Source organism: Streptomyces sp. NPDC025721 (assembly GCF_055558595.1).
This window is the reverse complement of the sequence record NZ_JBVHMF010000001.1, coordinates 847963-868721: the sequence shown is the minus strand read 5'-3', so window position 1 is coordinate 868721 and position 20759 is coordinate 847963. Positions and strand designations below refer to the sequence as shown.

Genomic DNA, 20759 nt, shown 5'->3' with positions numbered 1-20759 from the left:
GCGGTGTGCCGGGGCTCGGGGACGGGCTCGGGCTCGGTGGGCGCCCCGCGAGGGGGTTCGGATTCGGGCTCGGGTTCCGGCTCGGGCTCAGCGGGTGGCCGCGATGGCCGCGGCCAGGGCGGCGGGCACGTCCTCGACGAGCTGATGCCGCCCGTCACGGACGATCTGCCGGCCGCCGACCACGGTGGACGTCACATCCGCGCCCGTGGCCGCGAATACGGCGGTCTCCGCGCCCAGCCGGGGCAGGGGTCCGGCGGTGCGGACGGAGTCCAGCGCGATCGTGGTGAAGTCCGCGGCGCAGCCCGGTTCCAGGCGGCCCGCGTCGGGTCGGCCGAGGCTCGCGTGACCGTCCTCGGTGGCGGCGCGCAGCAGTTGGGCCGCGGTCCAGTGGCCGCGGGCGCGGGTGCGCAGCCGTTCGTTCAGCTCCATGGCGCGCGCCTCCTCGAACAGGTCGATGACGGCGTGGCTGTCGCTGCCCAGGCTCAGCGGGCTGCCCGCCGCCTTGAGCCGGGGCGCCGGGCCGATGCCGTCGGCCAGGTCGCGTTCCGTCGTGGGGCACATGCAGACGGTGCTGCCCGCGCGCCCGATCAGGCCGATGTCCTCACCGGTGAGGTGCGTGGCGTGCACGGCGGTGGCGGTCGGCTTCCAGAAGCCGGAGTCCGCGAGCAGCCGGGCCGGGGTGCGGCCGTGCACCGCGACGCACGCCTCGTTCTCCGCGGGCTGCTCGGACAGGTGGATGTGCGTCGGCACGCCGTCGGTCCAGCGGGCGAAGGCCGTGTAGCCGTCGCTCGCCGAGAAGGCCCGCACCGAGTGCAGCGCGGCGCCGATCGTCGCGTGGCCGCCGCCCTTGAGCTGCGACCAGCGCTCGTACCAGCGGTCGGCGGTGCCGTCGCCGAAGCGGGTCTGCGGTCCGGCCAGCGGCGCGTAGCCGTTCCGGTTCAGGCCGCCGTGCAGGTAGACGGTGTCGAGCAGCGTGATCCGGATCCCGGCCGCGCCCGCGGCGGCGATCAGGGCCTCGCCCATGGCGTTGGGATTGTCGTACGGGGTGCCGCCCGGCTGGTGGTGCAGGTAGTGGAATTCGCCGACCGCGGTGATCCCGGCCAGCGCCATCTCGGCGTAGACGGCGCGCGCGAGGTCGAAGTACGTGTCGGGGGTGAGCTTCTGCGCGACGCCGTACATGAACTCGCGCCAGGTCCAGAAGGTCCCGGAGCCGACTTGCACGGTGCCGCGCAGGGCCCGGTGGAAGGCGTGGCTGTGGGCGTTGGCCAGGCCGGGCAGGGTCAGGCCGCGCAGGACGGTCGCCCCGGCGGGCGGCGCGTCCACGCCTGTGCTGACCTCGGTGATGCGTTCGTCCGCGACCGTGAGCGCGACGCCCGGCTCGACATGGGTGCCGAGCCAGGCGTGCTCCAGCCAGTACGTCACCTGCACGCGAGACCTTCCAGTACGTCGGCGAGTGCGGTCACACCGGCGACGCAGTCGTCCTCGGCCGCCGATTCGGCCGGGGAGTGCGAGACGCCGGTGGGGTTGCGTACGAACAGCATGGCGGTTGGGACGGTCGCGGACAGGATGCCCGCGTCGTGTCCCGCGCCGGTCGGAAGGACCGGTACGGGCGCGGCGCCGCCGAGCAGCGCGGTGAGGCGGTCGCGCAGGTCGTGGGCGAATTCCACCACCGGGGTGAAGGACTCGCGGACGACCCGCACGTCCACGCCGTCGCGGGCGCCGCGCTCGGTCGCGGCCTGCTCGATGGCGGTGACGACCTCGGCGAGGGTCGCCTCGTCCGCGGCGCGCGAGTCGAGCCAGCCCCGAACGAGTGAGGCGATGGCGTTGACGCCGTTGGGTTCCACGCTGACCTTGCCGAAGGTCGCGAGGGCGCCCGCGAGGCGGGCCTTCTTGCGGGCGGCCAGCACCGTGTTGGCGTAGGTGAGCATCGGGTCGCGGCGGTCCTCCAGGCGGGTGGTGCCCGCGTGGTTGGCCTCGCCGGTGAAGTCGAACCGCCAGCGGCCGTGCGGCCAGATCGCCGAGGCGACGCCGACCGCGTCGCCCGACAGGTCCAGGGCCCGGCCCTGTTCGATGTGGAGTTCCACGAAGGCGCCGATCCGGGCGAGGCGTTCGGCGTCGGGGCCGATCGCCTCCGGGTCCTGGCCCGCCGCCTCCATCGCCCGGGCGAGGCTCACGCCGTCCGCGTCGCGCAGTTCCCGGGCGCGCTCCGGGGTCAACTGGCCCGCGCTCAGCCGGGAACCGGCGCAGGCGACGCCGAAGCGGGCGCCTTCCTCGTCGGTGAAGTTGACCAGGGCCAGGGGGCGGGTGGGGGTCGCGCCGCGTGCGCGGAGTTCGTCGAGGGCGGCGAAGGAGGAGATGACGCCGAGCGGGCCGTCGAAGGGGCCGCCGTCGGGGACGGAGTCCAGGTGGGAGCCGGTGACGACGGCGTCGCCCGCCGTCGGGTCGCCCTGCCAGGCCCACTGGTTGCCGTTGCGGTCGACCTCGTAGGTCAGGGCGCGGGACTCCGCTTGGGCGCGGAACCAGGCGCGGCAGTCGGTGTCCGCCGGGGTCCAGGCGTAGCGGCGGTAGCCGCCGGTTCCGGTGTCCCGGCCGACCGGGAGGAGGTCGCGCCACATCGCGTGGAAGGACGCGCCCGCGGCGGGCTGTTTCGCCCCTGAGCCGTTCTCCCCTGGCCCGTTCTCCCCTGGCCCGCCCCTTCCCGGAACGGGGGGCTCGGCCCCTGGACCCCGCTCCTCGAACGCCGGAGGGGGTGAATTGTGTGGGGGCGCGAAGTCATTCACCGGAGGTGCCCTCCCGCATCGGGACGCGCACGCCGCGCTCGGCGGCCACCTCGTCGGCGCGGTCGTAGCCCGCGTCGACGTGGCGGATGACGCCCATGCCGGGGTCGTTGGTGAGGACGCGGCGGATCTTCTCGGCGGCGAGGGGGGTGCCGTCGGCGACGGTGACCTGGCCGGCGTGGATGCTGCGGCCGATGCCGACGCCGCCGCCGTGGTGGATGGAGACCCAGGAGGCGCCGGAGGCGACGTTGACCATGGCGTTGAGCAGCGGCCAGTCGGCGATGGCGTCGGAGCCGTCGAGCATGGCCTCGGTCTCGCGGTACGGGGAGGCGACGGAACCGGCGTCGAGGTGGTCGCGGCCGATGACGACGGGGGCGGCGAGGGTGCCGTCGGCGACCATCTCGTTGAAGCGCTCGCCCGCGCGGTCGCGTTCGCCGTAGCCGAGCCAGCAGATGCGGGCGGGCAGGCCCTGGAACTGGACGCGTTCGCCCGCGAGGCGAATCCAGCGGGCCAGCGACTCGTTCTCGGGGAAGAGTTCGAGGATGGCCTTGTCGGTCTTGTGGATGTCGGACGCCTCGCCGGACAGCGCGGCCCAGCGGAAGGGGCCCTTGCCCTCGCAGAACAGCGGCCTGATGTAGGCGGGGACGAAGCCGGGGAAGGCGAAGGCCCGCTCGTAACCGGCGAGTTGGGCCTCGCCGCGGATGGAGTTGCCGTAGTCGAAGACCTCGGCGCCCGCGTCCTGGAAGCCGACCATGGCCTCGACGTGCGTGGCCATGGACTCGCGGGCCCGCTGGGTGAATTCGGCGGGCTTCTCGGCCGCGTAGGCGGCCATGTCGGAGAAGTCGATGCCGAGCGGGAGGTACGCGAGCGGGTCGTGGGCGGAGGTCTGGTCGGTGACGATGTCGATGGGAGCGCCCATGGCGAGCAGTTGGGGCACCAGTTCGGCGGCGTTGCCGAGGACGCCGATGGACAGCGGGCGGCGGGCGTCGCGGGCCTCGGTGGCCAGCCGCAGCGCGTGCTCCAGCGAGTCGGCCTTCACGTCGAGGTAGCGGTGCTCGATACGGCGCTCGATGGCGCGCGGGTCGACGTCGATACAGAGCACGACGCCGCCGTTCATGGTGACGGCCAGCGGCTGGGCGCCGCCCATGCCGCCGAGTCCGGCGGTGAGGGTGATGGTCCCGGCGAGCGAGCCGCCGAAGCGCTTGGCGGCGACGGCGGCGAAGGTCTCGTAGGTGCCCTGGAGGATGCCCTGGGTGCCGATGTAGATCCACGAGCCGGCGGTCATCTGGCCGTACATGGTCAGGCCCAGGGCTTCGAGGCGGCGGAATTCCTCCCAGTTCGCCCAGTCGCCGACGAGGTTGGAGTTGGCGATGAGGACGCGCGGCGCCCACTCGTGGGTCTGCATGACGCCGACCGGGCGGCCGGACTGGACGAGCATCGTCTCGTCCTGCTTGAGGCCGCGCAGGGTGCGGACCATGGCGTCGAAGGAGTTCCAGTCGCGGGCGGCCTTGCCGGTGCCGCCGTAGACGACGAGTTTGTCGGGGTGCTCGGCGACCTCCGGGTCGAGGTTGTTCTGCAACATGCGCAGCGCGGCTTCCTGCTGCCAGCCCAGCGCGCTCAGTTCCGTACCGCGCGGTGCGCGTACCGGCCTCGGTCCCGTCATCGGTGCGGCCTCCTCGTCGTCGGCGCACCCGGTGTGGGTGCATCCATTCACATCCTGACTAGCTGAATAGCTCTAGTCAACAAGGTGCGGTCGCGCGGCCCCGGTGAGATCGGCGCGACCACTCCTTGAGCCGGGTTGGCGGGCGCGGGCGGGGAGGTGGTGGGATGGATGTCATGACGGATGAACTGGGAATACGGCGGGGGCACGCGCTGCGTGCCGCGGTGGAGCAGGGACTGGTCGGCGAGGCGGAGCCGGTCGTCGGCCTGCTGGACGTCACCGGCATCGAACGCTCGGCGACGGCGCTGCACGCCGCCTTCGCGACGCCGGGCGTGGCCGTCACCCACACCTTCGCCGTCAAGGCCGCCTCTCTCGTCCCGGTGCTCGCGCTGCTCGGCGAGTGCGGGCTCGGCGCGGAGGTCGCCAGCCCCGGCGAGCTGGCGCTGGCGCGCGCCGCGGGCATCCCGGCCGACCGGACCGTGCTGGACTCCCCCGCCAAGACCGTGGCGGAGCTGCGCGAGGCGCTGGAGCTGGGCATCGCCGTCAACGCGGACAATCCGCAGGAGCTGGCCAGAATCGACGCGCTGCGCCTGGCCGGGGCGGAGTCGGCCTCCCCCGTCGGGCTGCGGGTCAACCCGCAGGTGGGCGGCGGCACGATCGGCGCGATGAGCACCGCGACGGCCACCTCGAAGTTCGGCGTGGCGCTGCGCGACCCGGGCGCGGAGGAGTGGGTGCTGCGCGCGTACGCCGAGCGCCCCTGGCTCAACCGGCTGCACACCCACACCGGTTCGCAGGGTGTGCCGCTCGAACTGATGGCGGCGGGCGTGCGGGCCGCGTACGAGCTGGCCGAGCGGATCAACGCGGCGGCCGGGCGGCAGCAGGTGAGCGTGCTCGACATCGGCGGCGGCCTGCCGGTGAACTTCCGCTCCGACGACGTCGCGCCGTCCTTCGCGGACTACGCGCGCGTGCTGCGCGCCGAGGTGCCCGGCCTCTTCGACGGGCGCTACGGCATCGTCACCGAGTTCGGGCGCTCGCTGCTGGCCAAGAACGGCACGGTGCTGGCGCGGGTGGAGTACGCCAAGTCCGCGGGCGGGCGGCCGATCGCGGTGACGCACGCGGGCGCGCAGGTGGCCACCCGTACCGTCTTCGTCCCCGAGGCGTGGCCGATACGGGTGCTGGCGCTGGACGGGAAGGGCCGCGAGAAGGACGGCGAGCCGGTCGTGCAGGACGTGGCGGGGCCGTGCTGCTTCGCGGGCGACCTGGTCGCGCAGGGCCGGGCGCTGCCGCTGCTGGACGCGGGTGATTTTGTCGCGCTGCTCGACACCGGCGCGTACTACTTCTCGAACCACTTCGCGTACAACTCGCTGCCCCGGCCCGCTGTCCACGGCTACACCGCGGACAGCACGGGCTCGGTCACCTTCGCCCGGGTCAGGACCACCCAGACCCTGGACGACCTGGTCGCGGAGAGCGGCGGCGCCCTGCCGCCCCTGCGCCGGGGCTGACGGCGACGACCGGGCTGCCCCTCGCTTAGCGCGGGGCAGCCCGGTGCCGGGCCGACCGCCGTCACCCGGCGGTCACCATCCCTCAGGTCAGGACCGCCCGGCGGCACCCACCCGGCGGTCGCCTTCCCTCGGCTCAGGACCGTCCGGTGCCGGGCCGACCGCCGTCACACGGGTCAGCACCGCCCGGCGGCAGCCACCGGGCGGTCGCCTTCGCCCAGGTCAGGACCGCCCGGTGCCGGGCCGACCGCCGTCACACGGCGGTCACCATCCCTCGGCTCAGGACCGCCCGGCGCGCGGACGGGCCGGGCGCGCGGAGCGGCGGCGCGGCGCCGGGGCCGCGACGGGGTTGGCGGCGGTCACCGGGCCGCGGCGGCGACCGCCGCCGGGGGCCGCGTCGCCCGCGGCGATCCCGGTGAGCTGGTAGGCGGCGCCGTCGCCGTCCGGGCGGACCCACAGCAGGGCGTCCTGGGAACGCTCGATCCGAGCGATCCTGCGGGACTTGGCCCACAGCCCGGCGCCGATGCCGCCGAGCAGCATGCCGCCCGCGCAGGGCAGCGCGAGCGACGAGGCCGCGGCCACCACGAAGGCGGCGAGCAGCCACCACCTGCGGCGGCGCAGCCAGGCGCGGGCGGTGACCCTGCGGTCCTGGAGGAAGACGCTCTTCGCCGCCTTGGTCGCGGCGCTCGCCCGCTCGGCGTACCGGCCGCCGCGTACCGCGTAGGCGGTCACGGCGGCGACGATGAACGCCACCGCGCCCGCCATGACGCCGATCCGGCGTCCCGTCGGGCTGAAGGTCACCGCCGTGCCCGGCACGGCCGCGATCACCCCCGCCCACCACAGCCAGCACGCCGCCGCGCGCACCGTCACTGCCACCCGTGCCAATGTGTAGGCCCCGCGCACCACGTCGCGCCTCCTCCTTCGCTGCCGTCCTTCGCCACGGCATCACCCAGCAAGTGGTGGGGAGGGTACTCAGTGTTTCTCAGATTTTCGTTAAGAAGTGCGGCTTCCGGCCCGGAATCATGCGGATTCGCCGCGGGCGGGGCGACGCCGGACCCATGAGACCGGCGCCGGGCCCATGAGAACGGCACCGGGCCCTGAGAACGGTGCCAGGCCATCAGAACGGCGCCCGAGGCGCTACTCGGTGAAGACGCCCCGCGCCGCCGCCCGGGCGTCGAATTCCTCCAGGCGCGCCTGGGCGTCGGGGAGGGCGTCACACATGGACTCCAGGAGGACGCGGCCGAGGAGCATGGGGGCGCAGGCGGTGTCGAAGGCGAGGCCGGTGCCGACGGCGGCGGGGAGGAGGAGGTCGGTGTGGGCGGCGACGGGGGCGAAGGCGCTGTCGGCGACGGTGACGACGGTCAGGCCGGCCGCGCGGGCGTGGGCGAGGGCGTCGACGACCTCGCGGGGGTGGCGGGGCAGCGCGAAGCACAGGAGTGCGGTGGCTCCGGCGCGCACGGCCGCGTCGAGCCGGTCGGCGAGCATCGTGCCGCCCTCGTCGAGGAGCCGCACGTCGGGGTGGACCTTGGCGGCGAAGTACGCGAAGCCGCGGGCCTGGGCGCCGGCCGCGCGCAGGCCGAGGACCGGGAGCGGCCGGGACGCGGCGAGTACGGCGCCCGCGCGGGTGGCGGGCCCGGTGTCGCCGAGCAGTTCCGCGAGGTGCCGCAGATTCTCGATCTCGGCGTGCACGGCCTGCTGGTACTCGTTGTACGCGGCCGTCTCCGGCTCCGCGGGCGCGGGCGCGACCTCGCGCAGGTGGCGGCGGAGCGCCGGGTAGCCGTCGAAGCCGAGGGCGACGGCGAAACGGGTGACCGACGGCTGGCTGACGCCCGCCAGTTCCGCCACCTCCACGCTGGACAGGTACGGCGCCTGCGCGGCCTTACGCACCAGGCAGTGCGCGATCCGCCGCTGGGTGGGCGTGAGGCGGTGCGCCTCGAAGAGTTTCAGCAGCCGGGCCGAGGCGCCGCCCGCCGCGTCCCGCGCCGCCGCGTCGCCGCCCGTCACCACGTCGCTCTCCGTCACCGCACCGGCCCTTCGCCGTCCCCGACCTTCGCCGCCCAGCCCATCGTGACCCCGTCCACCGGCTCTTATTCACTGGGACAAGACTCTGCATGACGATATGCAGTCCGGGCAAGGCTACGGTGCCTGGGCGCCCGGCAGGTCGCGGTTCTCCTCGACCCGCAGGGGGCGCTCCTCGGTTCGGTGCGGGCGCTCTTCGGCCCGGAGGGGATTCTCCTCGACCCGGCGGGAGTGCTCCTCGGCGACGGAGCTGCGGATCACGCGCGAGGCCGACAGCGCGTGGCGGCGGTGGACGACGGCCAGGACGATCGCGGTGGCGATGGCGATCAGGTGCTCGCGGCCCGCCAGATTCGGCTTGATGACGGACTCCATGACCATGGAGCCGCCAGTGAAGAAGAAGACGATGGGCGCGCGCTGCGTGATCGACAGATACGTGAAGAGCCCGACGACGGCGGCCGACGGCCCGGTGTCGAGGATCGCCCCGGCGTCGGGCGGCAGCCCGAGCCCCCACCAGCCGGTGCCCATCGCGATCATGGCGCGCGCCATCAGGGTGCCGACCAGCGTCGTGGTGTACGCGATCACCAGCGTCCTGGCCCGCCCGAGTACCAGCTCGGCGAGCGCGAAGGCGAGGAAGAGCTGCGTCATGCCCGCCCACACGGGCAGGTCGAGCGCGGGGACGTACAGCGAGACCGGTGTCCGCAACAGGGCCAGCGGCAACGGCAGATCGGCGTAGACACCGCCGACCACGCGCACCACGGTCGCGCCCGCCCTGCTCTGCGCTATCCCGTGGAAGAAGATCACCCCGAGCCCGGCGAGGAACGCCAGGGACAGCCCGGGCAGCCCGCGGCGCAGCAGCTCACGCACCGGCGCGACGACGATCCCCTGCCACTCGCCGCGCACGGTCCGCCAGATCAGCCGCAGGGCTCCCCGCAGCGCCGTCCCCACCCGCTCCGCGGCGCCCCGACTCCCCTCGCGGACCTTGCCCGGCACCCGACACCGCCCCCTCTCCCGCTCCCAAACTCCGCCCACAAGCGTATAGACGCGTCTATCCGCCGGACATCCGCCCCATGCGGACCATGACGTAGGACGCCGTCAGGGTTTGCGAGGTTTACCCACCCGCGTCCTCGACCGGCACGGCGAAGGGGCCGGGCAGGCGGTGAACACCTGCCCGGCCCCTTCAGAAGCCGGAGCGAGTCGGACATAAAGGACGAATGGTGCGGACCGAGCGGACCGCACCGCGCGGGGTCAGCGGTGGCCGGACTCGTCCAGTTCGCGCTCGGGAGCGGGACCGCCGGGTGCGGCCGCGCGGGTGCGGTCGGCGTGGCCGGGCCACCAGGCCGCGTGCCCCATCAGGGCGGTGAGGCTGGGGGTGAAGAACATGGCCATGACGAAGGCGGCGACGATGATGCCGAAGGCGACGGCGAAGCCCATCTGGGTCAGGAAGGCGTTGCCGGAGAGCATCAGGGTCGCGAAGGTCGCGGCCAGGATGAATCCCGCGGCGCCGATCGTCGGACCCGCGTGCCGCAGCGCCATGCTGGCGGCCTCGCGTGGCTCACGGCCTTCCTGCGCCTCCTCCCGCAACCGGGCGATCATGAGGATGTTGTAGTCGGTGCCGATGGCGACGACGAACAGATACATGATGATCGGCAGCAGGAAGATCAGCCCGTCGCCGCGGCCGAAGATGAGCACGGTCGCGCCGAGGGTGGCGCCGAAGCCGAGAGCGACGGACGCGATGAGGTACCAGGGCGCCACGACGCTGCGCAGCAGCAGTCCCAGGATGATCATGATGAGGATCGCGGCGACCGGGAAGACCGTCTTGTAGTCGTGGTTCACCGCCGCGTTGATGTCCTTGAAGATCGAGGACGAGCCGCCGACGAGGGCCTCGGTGCCGGGCGGGGCGTTGTCGTGCGCGACCGTGCGCACATCACCCACCGCGGCGATCGCCTTGTCGCTGGCCGACTCGTACTTCAGGGTCACCGTGAAGTTCGCGGTGGTGCCGTCCTTGTTGAGGTCGTTCTTCTGGTCGAAGGAGACGTCCGCGACGCCGTCGACCTTCTTCAGCTTGTCGGCGTACGCGGTGTAGTCGACCGAGCCCAGCGGCTTGTTCGAGGTGCTGGTCAGGAAGACCGAGGTCGGCTCCGCCGCACCGGCCGAGTACGCCTTCTGGAGGGTGTCCTGGACGACCATCGACTCCTTGGTCTTCGGGATCGACCCGGACGCCAGGTCGTAGGACGCCTTGTAGCCGAGGGTGCCGAGCGCGAGCAGCAGCATGACGAGACCGGAGACGATCGCCACCATGCCGGACCTGCGGCCGACGACCCGGCCGATGGCCGCGAAGCGCGCGTCGGAGGGCTCCTGCTGCCACTTCTTGCCGGGCCAGAACAGGGCGCGCGGCGGGATCAGCGAGCAGATCGCGGGGAAGAGCGTGAGGCCCGCGATCAGGGTGACGGCGACCAGGATGGCCAGCGCCGGGCCGAGCTGGGTGAGGAAGCCCAGGGTGGACAGCGCCAGCGCCAGGAAGGAGATGATGACCGCGCCCGCCGCCGAGGCGATGGCCTCGCCGACGCGGGTGACGCTGTTGATCATCGCTTCCTTGGGTTCGTCACCCGCCCGCAGCCGTTCTCGGTAGCGGAACATCAGGAAGAGGAAGTAGTCGGTGCCGACGCCGAGGACGACCACGATCAGCAGCGCCGAGATGGAGCTGTTGGCCTGGAGTCCGAAGATCTTGGTGGCGTCCGCGATCAGCGCGTTGGCGACGGTGAAGACGACGCCGGTCAGGATGACCAGCGGCATGATCGCGATGAGCGGCGATCTGAAGATGATCGCCAGCGTGATGATGATGATCAGCAGAGAGCCGACGAGCGCCACGGCGTCCGACGTCTTGCCCGCGTCCTGCTGGTCGAGGGCCTGGGCCGCCTGCCCGCCGACCTGCACCTTCAGATCGGTGCCCTTGGCGAGCGCCGTGGAGTCGTCACGCAGCGCCTTGGCCGCGTCGGCCTGTTTGGGCTGACCGGCCGTCTCCTTGTTCATCTGGACCAGCGCGGTCTGGTACTTGCCGTCCTTGGACGCGCTGCCCTCGACGACCTTCTGGACCTGGTCGATCTTCTTCTTACCCAGCTCGTCGGTGATCTTGGTGATCTCCGACTTGTCGGCGTCGGTCAGCGCCGCGCCGTCCGTGCGCTGGTAGAGGACGATCGCGGCCGGGGTGAAGGCGGCGGGGAACGCCTTCTCCTGGACGTCCATCGCCTTGATCGACTCGTAACTGCTGGGCAGGAAGCTGCTCTCGTCGCTGTTGGACGGGAGACTCGGTGCGGTGGCGATGATCGCGACGGCGGCGATCAGCCACGCGACGATCGTCCATACGGGATGGCGGACGACGGTGCGTCCGATGCGGTGGAACATGCGGTGCTGCCTCCATGGCAGGGCGTATCACCGCCACCCTTTGGAGCGGGGCCCGGGTATCGGCGACCCGGGCGGCGTGTACCGGCCGCCCGGTGGTGTGCAAGGGGGTGGACTTATAGGCCAGGAGCCTACTTGCCGCCCGGCAAGCGGCAACTCCGACCCCCGTATCCCTACCTTTTTCATACGGGCGGCAGCAACTTCTTTTGCGGCTTCCCCATCGCGTTGCGCGGCAGTTCAGGCAGGAACCGGACCATTCTGGGCCGCTTGTGGACCGACAGCCGGGTGGCCACGTAGTCCGTCAGTTCGGCCGCCGTCACCCCGTCCGCGACGACGTACGCGACGATCTGCTGGCCGAGGTCCGCGTGCGGCGCGCCGACGACGGCGGCCTCCCGTACCGCCGGGTGGTCGAGCAGCGCGTTCTCCACCTCGCCCGCGCCGATCCGGTAACCGCCGGACTTGATGAGGTCGGTGGAGGCCCGGCCGACGATCCGGTGCGTGCCGTCCTCGTCCACGCTCGCGATGTCGCCCGTACGGAACCAGCCGTCGGCGGTGTACGAGGCCGCCGTCGCCTCGGGCCGCCCGAGGTAGCCGTCGAAGAGGGTGGGCCCGGTGAGCTGCAACTCGCCGACGCCGTCGGCGGATTCGGCGATCCGGGTACGGATGCCGGGCAGCGGGGTGCCGACCGCGCCGGGGCGCCGCTCCCCCGCGGCCCGCGCGCTCAGGGTGATCAGCGTCTCGGTCATGCCGTACCGCTCCACCGGGGCCTGGCCGGTGAGCGCCAGCAGGTCCCGGAAGACGGGCGCGGGCAGCGGCGCGCTGCCGGAGACCAGCAGCCGCGCCCCGGACAGCGCGCGGGCGGCGGCCTCGTCCCGCACCACCCGGTGCCAGACGGTCGGCACGCCGAAGTAGAGGCTGCCGCCCGCCGCCGCGTACGCCTGCGGGGTCGGCCGTCCGGTGTGCACCAGGCGGCTGCCGGTGCGCAGCGCGCCGAGCACACCGAGGACCAGGCCGTGCACATGGAAGAGCGGCAGGCCGTGCACCAGGGTGTCGTCGGCGGTCCACTGCCAGGCGGCGGCCAGCGCGTCCAGGTCGGCGGCGACGGCGGCCCGTGAGATCAGTACGCCCTTGGGCGGGCCCGTGGTGCCGGAGGTGTAGAGGATCAGGGCCGGGCCCGGCGCGGGCGTCCCGGTGAAGTCGGCGCGCTCGGCGAAGTCCACCGGCAGCGTCCGGGCGCCGGAGTCGCGCAGGACGTGCTCGCGCTCGGCCGGGCCCGCGTCCGGCGCGAGCGGCACCACCGGCACCCCGGCGAGCAGCCCGCCGACCACGGCCGCCACCGTCTCCAGCGACGCCGTCGCCTCCACGACGAAGGCCCCGGTCCCGCCCGCCCGCCGCGCGACCGCGCCCGCGGCGCCCAGCAGTTCCTCGTACGAGCAGGACCGGCCGTCCACGGTCAGCGCGTCCGCCCGGTCCCGGCCCTCGTACAGCGCCGTGAGCAGGGGGACGGCGGGCGGCTGCGGCACGGGGGAAGGCATACGGGAATCTCCTCGCGGACGGCTGGCCCCCGGCGCATTCGGGGGCTAACCCCAGTGTCGCCCACCCCCCGCTGTCCGTACGGTGTCCGCATGGACGCCCGCGACCCGGAACTCAACAAGGAACTCTCCGCCACCTTGCAGGCACGCAAGGACCTCGGAGCGGAGTACGAGTCGGAGCTGGTCGACTCGTTCATGGAGAAGGTGACAGAGCGCGTCGACAGCCGCGTGGAGCAGCGCGTACGGCGTGAGCTGGCGCAGCAGCAGACGTCGTACGCCCGCGCCGACCGCCGCCCGATCGGGCCCCCGCAGCCCAGCGCGCGCTTCGCCCGCTACGGCTTCGCCGGGTTCACGATGATCGCCGCCATCCCGCTGTCCGCGATCGGCGCGGTCAACGCCGGTACGGCGGGCCTGTTCATCACCTGGGCGGGCATCGTGGGCGTGAACGTCGCCCAGGGCCTGAGCAGCTTCCTGGTCCCGCGCTCGAAGCGCGACGACGACAAGGACGATTGGGCCTAGGGCCGGACAGGCCCTGGCCGGCCGGGCCCCGCGCCGAAGAACCCGCACCCGTACGGTGCGCCCTAGCGATCGGGCCGGCGAAAGAGTTAGCGCGGGAACCGCCGCACCCCCGGAACAAGGCCGGAGGGCGGGACGACGGCGGTTCCCGCGGTGGACGCGGGCTGGGTCAGGGCCGAGCACTCGCGTCCAAGGGTCACCATGGAGTCCGGGAGCCGCTCCGGAAGTCCTTGGCGCCACATTCAGTTGTGCCGACCGGCCGGTGTCCCGTGCCTTTCGACATCCCCTAATGTGCCGGACGCTTGTTAAGCCCGTGCTGCGCGGACGTGTCGCGGGTGTACCAGTTTCCGCGAATCCCCGCCCGCGCCGCGGACACCCGCCGCACACGGCCCCCCGGCGGCTCAGACGCCGCTGTGCCCGGCCAGGAAGGTCAGCAGGTCCTGCCTGCTCACGACGCCGGTCGGCTTGCCCTCCACCAGCACGATCGCGGCGTCGGCGCTCTCCAGCACCGTCATCAGATCGGCGACCGGCTCGCCCGAGCCGACCTGCGGCAGCGGCGCGGACAGGTGCTTGTCCAGCGGGTCCTCCAGCGTGGCGCGCTTGGTGAACAGCGCGTGCAGCAGGTCGCGTTCCACGACGGAGCCGATCACCTCGGCGGCCATCACGTCCGGGTGCCCGGCGCCGGGCTTGACGACGGGCATCTGCGAGACGCCGTACTCGCGCAGCACCTCGATGGCCTGGCCGACCGTCTCGTCCGGGTGCATGTGGACGAGCTGCGGCAGCCCGCCGTCCTTGTGGGCGAGGACGTCGGCGATCCGCTGGTTGCCGCCGCTCTCGTCGAGGAAGCCGTGCGAGCTCATCCACTCGTCGCTGAAGATCTTGGAGAGGTAGCCGCGCCCGCTGTCCGGCAGCAGGACGACGACCACGTCGTCGGGGCCGAGCCGCTTGGCGACCTCCAGCGCGGCGACGACCGCCATCCCGCAGGAGCCGCCGACCAGCAGGCCCTCCTCCTTGGCCAGGCGGCGCGTCATCTGGAAGGAGTCCTTGTCGGAGACGGCGACGATCTCGTCGGCCACCTCACGGTCGTACGCGGTCGGCCAGAAGTCCTCGCCGACGCCCTCGACCAGGTAGGGCCGCCCGGAGCCGCCGCTGTAGACCGAACCCTCGGGGTCGGCGCCGACCACCTGGACGCGGCCTTCGCTGGCGTCCTTCAGATAGCGCCCGGTGCCGGAGATGGTGCCGCCGGTGCCGACGCCCGCGACGAAGTGGGTGATCCGCCCCTCGGTCTGCTCCCACAGCTCGGGGCCGGTGGAGTGGTAGTGCGACAGCGGGTTGTTCGGGTTGCTGTACTGGTCCGGCTTCCACGCGTTGGGCGTCTCGCGGACCAGCCGGTCGGACACGTTGTAGTACGAGTCCGGGTGGCTGGGGTCGACGGCCGTCGGGCAGACGACGACCTCGGCGCCGTACGCCCGCATGACGTTGATCTTGTCGGTGGAGACCTTGTCGGGGCAGACGAAGACGCAGTGGTAGCCCTTCTGCTGCGCGACGATGGCCAGACCCACGCCGGTGTTGCCCGAGGTGGGCTCCACGATGGTGCCGCCGGGCTTGAGATCGCCGCTGCGTTCCGCGGCCTCGATCATGCGCAGCGCGATGCGGTCCTTCACCGAACCGCCGGGGTTGAAGTATTCGACCTTGGCCAGGACTGTCGCCTGGATCCCCTCGGTCACGCTGTTGAGCCTCACCAGCGGGGTATTGCCCACGAGGCTGATCATCGAGTCGTGAAACTGCACCGTATGTCTCCGGGTTCTCCGTGATGGTGGGGCCAAGCCTAGGGCGTGTCCGCAAGGTCTCGTCTGGCTGGCGGTACCTGGCGGGCAGGTCCAGGACGGGGGAAGCGAACCGCGGGCGAAACGTGGACGACGCGGACAGCGTTGACGTTGCTGATGGTCCCTGACGGGGCACCAGGTTCATGTACCAAGTAACCAGGACCGATACGCGTGCGTACACGCAGTAGGCCGGTGGAGTCAGTGGGAGGTGACCGGCTCGATGTCGAGGGCGAGGGTGGCACGGCGGATCGCGACGGCGGCGGCGTTCGGAGGCGGCGGCATCAGCCTGCTGGGCGGGGCCGCGATCGGGGTGCTGCTGACCGAGGCGCGGCTGGCCAAGCGGATGGTCGGCGGATCCGGCGCGGTCGCGCCGCGGGCGGACGGGAGGTACGGCTCCGCGTTCGCGCACCGGACCGGCGAGACGCCGCTGCGATTGGGCTTCCTGGGTGATTCCACGGCGGCGGGTCAGGGCGTGCGCCGGGCCAGGGAGACGCCGGGCGCGCTGCTGGCCTCCGGGCTCGCCGCGGTCGCCGAGCGGCCGGTGCAGTTGGTGAACGTGGCGCTGCCCGGCGCGCAGTCGGACGACCTGGCCCGTCAGGTGACGCTGCTGCTGGAGTCGGGCGCTCCGGTGCCCGAGGTCGTGGTGATCATGATCGGCGCCAACGACGTGACGCACCGGATGCCGTTGGCCACCTCGGTCCGGCTGCTGTCGGACGCGGTACGGCGGCTGCGCGAGGCGGAGTGCGAGGTGGTCGTGGGCACCTGTCCCGACCTGGGCTCGGTCGAGCCGGTCTACCAGCCGCTGCGCTATCTGGCCCGCCGGATGAGCCGCCAGCTCGCCGCCGCGCAGACCATCGCGGTGGTGGGCCTGGGCGGCCGTACGGTGTCGCTGGGCGCGCTGCTCGGCCCGGAGTTCGAGGCCAGGCCGCGCGAGCTGTTCGGCCCCGACAACTTCCACCCGTCGGCGGAGGGCTACGCGACGGCCGCCATGGCCGTACTGCCGACGTTGTGCGCGGCGCTGGGGCTGTGGCCGGACACCGACGACGAGCGGCCGGACGCGCGCCGCGGCGAGGGCTTCCTGCCGGTGGCCCAGGCGGCGGCCGAGGCGGCCTCCGAGGGCGGTACGGAGGTCACGGCGGCACGGGGCGCGGTGTCCGGTCCCCGCGGGCGCTGGGCGCTGATCAAGCGGCGCAGGCGGCGCGGACTGCCGGCGGAGGACGAGCGGCACCCGGAGGCGGCGGCCGAAGGGGTGGGAACGGGCGGAGCCGGGTAGGACCAGCCACGGAGCGGGGTAAGCAAGCGCTCAGAAAGAGGCCCGCATCACAGGCGGTCTCTGATGACTCGCTGCGCTACGTGGCGGTAGCTTCCCCAGGAGTCCCGAGAATCCCGCAGCCTCGACGAGGAGTGTCGCGATGCCAGAAGCCGTCATCGTCTCTGCCGCCCGTTCGCCCATCGGGCGCGCCTTCAAGGGGTCGCTGAAGGAGCTGCGGCCCGACGACCTGGCCGCCACGATCATCAGGACCGCGCTGGACAAGGTCCCGCAGCTCGACCCGCGCCAGATCGACGACCTGATGCTGGGCTGCGGTCTGCCCGGCGGCGAGCAGGGCTTCAACATGGGCCGGATCGTGGCCGTGCGGATGGGCATGGACCACCTGCCGGGCTGTACGGTCACCCGCTACTGCTCCTCGTCGCTCCAGACCACGCGGATGGCGCTGCACGCCATCAAGGCCGGCGAGGGCGACGTCTTCGTCTCGGCGGGCGTCGAGATGGTCTCGCGCTTCGCGAAGGGCAACTCCGACAGCCTGCCCGACACGATGAACCCGGTCTTCGACGAGGCCAGGGCCCGTACCCAGCAGCGCGCCGAGCAGGGCAGCGCCGAGCTGGGCGACTGGCACGACCCGCGCGAGGACGGCGCGGTGCCGGACGCGTACATCGCGATGGGGCAGACGGCCGAGAATCTGGCCCAGCTCAAGGGGATCACCCGGGAGGACCAGGACGAGTTCGGCGTGCGGTCGCAGAATCTGGCCGAGGAAGCGCTGAAGAACGGCTTCTGGGAGCGCGAGATCACGCCCGTCACGCTGCCCGACGGCACCGTGGTGTCCAAGGACGACGGTCCGCGGGCCGGGGTGACGCTGGAGGGCGTACGGGGCCTCAAGCCGGTCTTCCGCCCCGACGGCACGGTCACCGCGGGCAACTGCTGCCCGCTCAACGACGGCGCCGCCGCGCTGGTCGTGATGTCCGACACCAAGGCGCGCGAGCTGGGCATCACGCCGCTGGCGCGCGTGGTCTCCACCGGCGTGTCCGGGCTCTCCCCCGAGATCATGGGCTACGGCCCGGTCGAGGCGTCCCGGCAGGCGCTGTCGCGCGCGGGCCTGTCGGTCGGCGACATCGACCTGGTCGAGATCAACGAGGCGTTCGCGGCGCAGGTCATCCCGTCCTACCGCGACCTGGGCATCGACCTGGACCGGCTGAACGTCAACGGCGGCGCCATCGCCGTCGGCCACCCCTTCGGCATGACCGGCGCCCGCATCACCGGCACCCTCATCAACAGCCTCCAGTTCCACGACAAGCAGTTCGGCCTGGAGACGATGTGCGTCGGCGGCGGCCAGGGCATGGCGATGGTCATCGAGAGGCTGTCGTAACGCGCCGTCGAAGCCCGTCATCCGGCCATTTTGTGACCTTCCGTGATCACTCGGCTTCGTAACGCACAGTTGTGACGTAAGTCGCAATCAAATCGCCCCCAGGATGTGATTTTTCCTGGGGGCGATGCGTTTTCGCAGGTCAGAACGGTCATACCCGGATGGCCTAGGACGACAGACCCGGCCAATTCGTGACTTTCCGCACTGCAAAGGCCAGGGGTTTACCGGCAGAGTGTTGGGAGGGGAAAGTTTCACCCACCGCTTCGGTGGGCATTGCTCGGGTCGCGCGTCAGTCGGGAGAACGTCAGTGAGCGCCAACTTCACCGTCCTGCTGGTCGCCGCGGGTATCGCCGTGGCCGCGGGTTCCGCCGCCCTGCTCTCCGCTCGTGGCATGCGCCGCGAGCTGTCCGCCCTGCGTCAGGACCTCGCCGGTCTGAGTGTGCCCGGACCGCGCGCCTCCGCCGGGGACATCAGGTCCGCCGTCGCCGACGCGCTCGCCGACGAGCGGGAGCGGGAGCTGGCCGAGGCCCGTGCCTTCTGGGCCGAGCAGGAGGCCCGCGAGACCGCCACCGACGGCACCTTCTTCCGCGGCGGCGTCTACGGCGCCGGCGCCGAGGGTCCCGCGGCCGGTGACTACGAGGTCCCGCCGGTGCTTCCCTACCTGCCCCGGCAGGCCGACCTCGCGGGCCTCGAGGCGGCCGGAATCGAGACGGGCGGCCTCGAAGCGGCCCACGAGCCCGAGGCGTCGGAGGCGACCCTCCCGCTGCCCGGCACCTTCCCGCACCCCTCGGGTCCCGACTACGCGCCGTCCCCGGTCGTCGCGTCCCAGGACCAGACCGCCGAGCGCCTCGCCGACCTCGCCGACGGCCGCGTCCCGCTGACCGACGTGCGCCCCGGACCGCTCGGCACCCTCGACGTGTACGTCTTCGCCGACGGCACCACCTTGTGCATGACCCCCGGCCACCGCGAGACCGCGGTACAGCTCTCCGACGCCCTCGACCGCGGCGAGGTGCCCGTGCTGCGCGGCGGCTCCGCGATAGCGGGCGCGTACGCGCTCACCTTCGCGTACGGCGACGAGAGCGTGTACGTACTGGCCGACCGGGTCGTGGCCTCGCTCTGAGGCGGACTCGCTCCAGGGCCGGACCCGCTCCACAGCGGGACGCCGGTTTCCGGCCCTGACCGGCTCAGCCGATCGCCTTCGCCGCCGCCGACACCCGCTGGAGGGCCGCGGCGCACACCTCCGCCGTACCCGCCGGGTCGGCTTCCAGGGCCGCCGCCAAGTCATTGCCCGCGACGGCCAGTTGATCACCGACGGTGAAGACGCCGTCGTCGGGCAGCTCGTACGGCTCCCGGCCGGGGAACTCCAGCGCCTGCGCCTGCCGCGCCAACCACCGTGCCAGCGCGAGCCCTTCGGCCGCCGCGCCCGCCTGGAGGCGGCGCTGCGGAAGCGCCCGCAGCCGTCCCGCGAGGCGTTCGACGGAGGGGCGCAGAGGAGTGCGATCGGCCATGGTCGTGACCCTACCGGCGCGCGCGGACCGGCATCGCACCCATATCCGCACGTCCGGGGTGGTTGCCAACGGGGGAAGGCTCGGGCACGGTGGGGTAACCGGACCACCTACCGGAGGCGCCGATGTCCCAAACGCACTTCTCCGCCGAGACCCACCGCAATCTGCTGGACCGCATCCCGCACTGCACAGGCCGCGAGGTCAGCGACTGGCTGAGAGACCTCGCCGACGGCCCTTCGTTCTTCCGCTTCGACGACAAGGTGAGCTGGCTGCGCAGCGAGCACGCCCTCTCCTACGGCCACGCGAAGGCCCTCGTCCACGAGTACGACCTGCGGCGGGCCGCACGCAATCTGATGTAGCGCCCGCCAGGCCCCGCCCCCTCCCTCCACAGACGCCGACGGGCCGCCGGGAAGCGGCGCTTCCGGGCGGCCCGTCGCGAGGACGCGGACCGTGTGCGCTAGTCGCGCAGGATCGAGAGCAGCCGCAGGATCTCCAGGTAGATCCAGACCAGCGAGATGGTCAGGCCGAAGGCCGCGAACCACGACTCGTTCTGCGGGGCGCCGAAGCGGATGCCGTCCTCGACCTGCTTGAAGTCCAGGGAGAGGAAGAAGGCGCCGAGGCCGATGCCCAGCAGGCAGAAGACGATGCCCAGCGGGCCGGTGGTCAGGCCCAGGCCGTTGCCGCTGCCGAAGGCGTAGAACAGCAGGTTGACCACCATCGCCAGCAGGAAGCCGACCGCGATGGCCATGCCGATCCGCGCGTAGCGGGCGGTGACCCGGATCAGCCGGGTCTTGTACGCGAACAGCATGCCCGCGAAGACCGCCATGGTGCCGAGCACGGCCTGGACGGGCGCGCCCTGCCACCGCTCGTTGTACATGTTGCTGATCACGCCGAGGAAGACGCCCTCGAAGATCGCGTACCCCAGGATCAGGGCCGGCATCGGGGTGCGCTTGAACGACTGGACCATCGCCAGCACGAACGCGATCAGCGCCGCGCCGATGGCCAGGCCGTAGCTGTCGGGCAGCGCGAACCAGCCGAGGATCGCGCCGAGCACGACCACGCCGAGCGTCATCGCGGTCCGCATGACGACGTCGTCGATCGTCATCCGGCCGGTCTGCGCCGGACCCGCGGCGGGACCGGCGTACATCTCCTCCATCTGCTCGGGGGTGAGGGGCTGCCCGTCGGCCGCGTACGGGTTCCCGCCCTGTTGGGGCTGGGCGGCATACGGGTTCCCCGCTGGCTGCCCGTAAGGGTTTCCGCCCTGCTGCCGGGCACCCTGGGCGCCCTGCGCACCGAATCCGGCGTACGAGTCCCCACGGGTGAATCCCCGCCGGGAGAAGACCGGGTTGCTGCTCCTCATTTCACTCCTCCAAGACCGCGTGCTGCG

Annotated in this window: 17 protein-coding genes; 6 read left to right on the top strand and 11 right to left on the bottom strand. The window is 72.5% G+C overall.

Annotated features, from left to right (window positions below; translation table 11 throughout):
- Positions 1-87: 87 nt before the first annotated feature.
- From ACZ4EF_RS03765 to hutU, 3 genes are all read right to left on the bottom strand, one after another.
- The gene (locus tag ACZ4EF_RS03765) at positions 88-1428 is read right to left on the bottom strand and encodes a formimidoylglutamate deiminase (protein ID WP_355346977.1); all 1341 of its coding nucleotides are present in this window, start codon (positions 1426-1428) and stop codon (positions 88-90) included.
- Positions 1419-2615 carry an allantoate amidohydrolase gene (locus ACZ4EF_RS03760; RefSeq protein ID WP_391128797.1) on the bottom strand — a complete coding sequence of 399 codons (1197 nt, stop codon included), beginning with the start codon at positions 2613-2615 and terminating at the stop codon, positions 1419-1421. The genes ACZ4EF_RS03765 and ACZ4EF_RS03760 overlap by 10 nt, the downstream gene beginning before the upstream one ends.
- A 157-nt stretch (positions 2616-2772) precedes the next feature.
- A complete protein-coding gene (gene hutU / locus ACZ4EF_RS03755; RefSeq protein WP_355346971.1) occupies positions 2773-4440 on the bottom strand; it encodes a urocanate hydratase in 1668 nt (555 codons plus the stop codon).
- Between the two features lie 173 nt (positions 4441-4613).
- Here hutU and ACZ4EF_RS03750 point away from each other — a divergent pair, with 173 nt between their 5' ends.
- On the top strand, positions 4614-5939 hold the full coding sequence (locus tag ACZ4EF_RS03750; RefSeq protein WP_467502566.1) for a type III PLP-dependent enzyme domain-containing protein: 1326 nt from the start codon (positions 4614-4616) through the stop codon (positions 5937-5939).
- A 276-nt stretch (positions 5940-6215) separates the two neighbouring features.
- On the opposite strand, the gene ACZ4EF_RS03745 is transcribed toward ACZ4EF_RS03750, so the two are convergent.
- The 5 genes from ACZ4EF_RS03745 to ACZ4EF_RS03725 form a co-directional block, all read right to left on the bottom strand.
- Positions 6216-6812, bottom strand: coding sequence for a hypothetical protein (locus tag ACZ4EF_RS03745; RefSeq protein ID WP_401310213.1), 597 nt, complete (start codon positions 6810-6812; stop codon positions 6216-6218).
- Between the two features lie 261 nt (positions 6813-7073).
- The gene (locus ACZ4EF_RS03740; protein ID WP_355347034.1) at positions 7074-7940 is read right to left on the bottom strand and encodes a MurR/RpiR family transcriptional regulator; all 867 of its coding nucleotides are present in this window, start codon (positions 7938-7940) and stop codon (positions 7074-7076) included.
- Positions 7941-8072: 132 nt separating this feature from the next.
- Complete coding sequence (locus ACZ4EF_RS03735; RefSeq protein WP_467344704.1) at positions 8073-8945, bottom strand: hypothetical protein; 873 nt, start codon at positions 8943-8945, stop codon at positions 8073-8075.
- A gap of 255 nt (positions 8946-9200) precedes the next feature.
- Positions 9201-11357, bottom strand: a complete 2157-nt coding sequence (locus tag ACZ4EF_RS03730; protein ID WP_391162274.1) for an MMPL family transporter — start codon at positions 11355-11357, stop codon at positions 9201-9203.
- Between the two features lie 179 nt (positions 11358-11536).
- Positions 11537-12889, bottom strand: a complete 1353-nt coding sequence (locus ACZ4EF_RS03725; RefSeq protein WP_467344706.1) for an AMP-binding protein — start codon at positions 12887-12889, stop codon at positions 11537-11539.
- Positions 12890-12979: 90 nt separating this feature from the next.
- Here ACZ4EF_RS03725 and ACZ4EF_RS03720 point away from each other — a divergent pair, with 90 nt between their 5' ends.
- On the top strand, positions 12980-13405 hold the full coding sequence (locus ACZ4EF_RS03720; RefSeq protein ID WP_355346956.1) for a hypothetical protein: 426 nt from the start codon (positions 12980-12982) through the stop codon (positions 13403-13405).
- Positions 13406-13803: 398 nt separating this feature from the next.
- On the opposite strand, the gene ACZ4EF_RS03715 is transcribed toward ACZ4EF_RS03720, so the two are convergent.
- The gene (locus ACZ4EF_RS03715; RefSeq protein WP_355346953.1) at positions 13804-15192 is read right to left on the bottom strand and encodes a cystathionine beta-synthase; all 1389 of its coding nucleotides are present in this window, start codon (positions 15190-15192) and stop codon (positions 13804-13806) included.
- A gap of 256 nt (positions 15193-15448) precedes the next feature.
- Between ACZ4EF_RS03715 and ACZ4EF_RS03710 the strand changes: the two genes are divergently transcribed.
- The 3 genes from ACZ4EF_RS03710 to ACZ4EF_RS03700 all read left to right on the top strand — a co-directional run bounded on the left by ACZ4EF_RS03710 (position 15449) and on the right by ACZ4EF_RS03700 (position 18987).
- Entirely contained in the window at positions 15449-16501 is a 1053-nt protein-coding gene (locus ACZ4EF_RS03710) for an SGNH/GDSL hydrolase family protein (RefSeq protein ID WP_355346950.1), read from the top strand.
- 139 nt (positions 16502-16640) lie between these two features.
- A complete protein-coding gene (locus ACZ4EF_RS03705; protein WP_355346947.1) occupies positions 16641-17870 on the top strand; it encodes an acetyl-CoA C-acetyltransferase in 1230 nt (409 codons plus the stop codon).
- A gap of 304 nt (positions 17871-18174) precedes the next feature.
- Positions 18175-18987 (top strand): hypothetical protein, encoded by an 813-nt coding sequence (locus ACZ4EF_RS03700; protein WP_391051582.1) that lies wholly within the window; start codon positions 18175-18177, stop codon positions 18985-18987.
- 64 nt (positions 18988-19051) lie between these two features.
- Here the strand turns inward: ACZ4EF_RS03700 and ACZ4EF_RS03695 are convergent, their stop codons facing one another.
- A complete protein-coding gene (locus tag ACZ4EF_RS03695; protein WP_355346944.1) occupies positions 19052-19375 on the bottom strand; it encodes a hypothetical protein in 324 nt (107 codons plus the stop codon).
- Positions 19376-19497: 122 nt separating this feature from the next.
- On the opposite strand from ACZ4EF_RS03695, the gene ACZ4EF_RS03690 reads away from it, so the two are divergent.
- Positions 19498-19731: a DUF4287 domain-containing protein gene (locus ACZ4EF_RS03690; RefSeq protein WP_188285479.1), complete on the top strand. Its 234-nt coding sequence runs from the start codon at positions 19498-19500 to the stop codon at positions 19729-19731.
- Positions 19732-19829: 98 nt separating this feature from the next.
- On the opposite strand, the gene ACZ4EF_RS03685 is transcribed toward ACZ4EF_RS03690, so the two are convergent.
- Positions 19830-20732: a Bax inhibitor-1/YccA family protein gene (locus ACZ4EF_RS03685; RefSeq protein WP_467502561.1), complete on the bottom strand. Its 903-nt coding sequence runs from the start codon at positions 20730-20732 to the stop codon at positions 19830-19832.
- Between the last annotated feature and the right edge of the window lie 27 nt (positions 20733-20759).

Bases quoted from the DNA above. Each gene is read 5' to 3' on its own strand.
- ACZ4EF_RS03710 (WP_355346950.1), top strand. From the start codon at position 15,449: ATGTCGAGGGCGAGGGTGGCACGGCGGATCGCGACGGCGGCGGCGTTC.
- ACZ4EF_RS03760 (WP_391128797.1), bottom strand. From the start codon at position 2,615: ATGTGGCGCGACCTCCTCCCGGTCGGCCGGGACACCGGAACCGGCGGC.
- ACZ4EF_RS03730 (WP_391162274.1), bottom strand. From the start codon at position 11,357: ATGTTCCACCGCATCGGACGCACCGTCGTCCGCCATCCCGTATGGACG.
- ACZ4EF_RS03685 (WP_467502561.1), bottom strand. From the start codon at position 20,732: ATGAGGAGCAGCAACCCGGTCTTCTCCCGGCGGGGATTCACCCGTGGG.
- ACZ4EF_RS03690 (WP_188285479.1), top strand. From the start codon at position 19,498: ATGTCCCAAACGCACTTCTCCGCCGAGACCCACCGCAATCTGCTGGAC.
- hutU (WP_355346971.1), bottom strand. From the start codon at position 4,440: ATGACGGGACCGAGGCCGGTACGCGCACCGCGCGGTACGGAACTGAGC.
- ACZ4EF_RS03725 (WP_467344706.1), bottom strand. From the start codon at position 12,889: ATGCCTTCCCCCGTGCCGCAGCCGCCCGCCGTCCCCCTGCTCACGGCG.
- ACZ4EF_RS03720 (WP_355346956.1), top strand. From the start codon at position 12,980: ATGGACGCCCGCGACCCGGAACTCAACAAGGAACTCTCCGCCACCTTG.
- ACZ4EF_RS03705 (WP_355346947.1), top strand. From the start codon at position 16,641: ATGCCAGAAGCCGTCATCGTCTCTGCCGCCCGTTCGCCCATCGGGCGC.
- ACZ4EF_RS03750 (WP_467502566.1), top strand. From the start codon at position 4,614: ATGACGGATGAACTGGGAATACGGCGGGGGCACGCGCTGCGTGCCGCG.
- ACZ4EF_RS03695 (WP_355346944.1), bottom strand. From the start codon at position 19,375: ATGGCCGATCGCACTCCTCTGCGCCCCTCCGTCGAACGCCTCGCGGGA.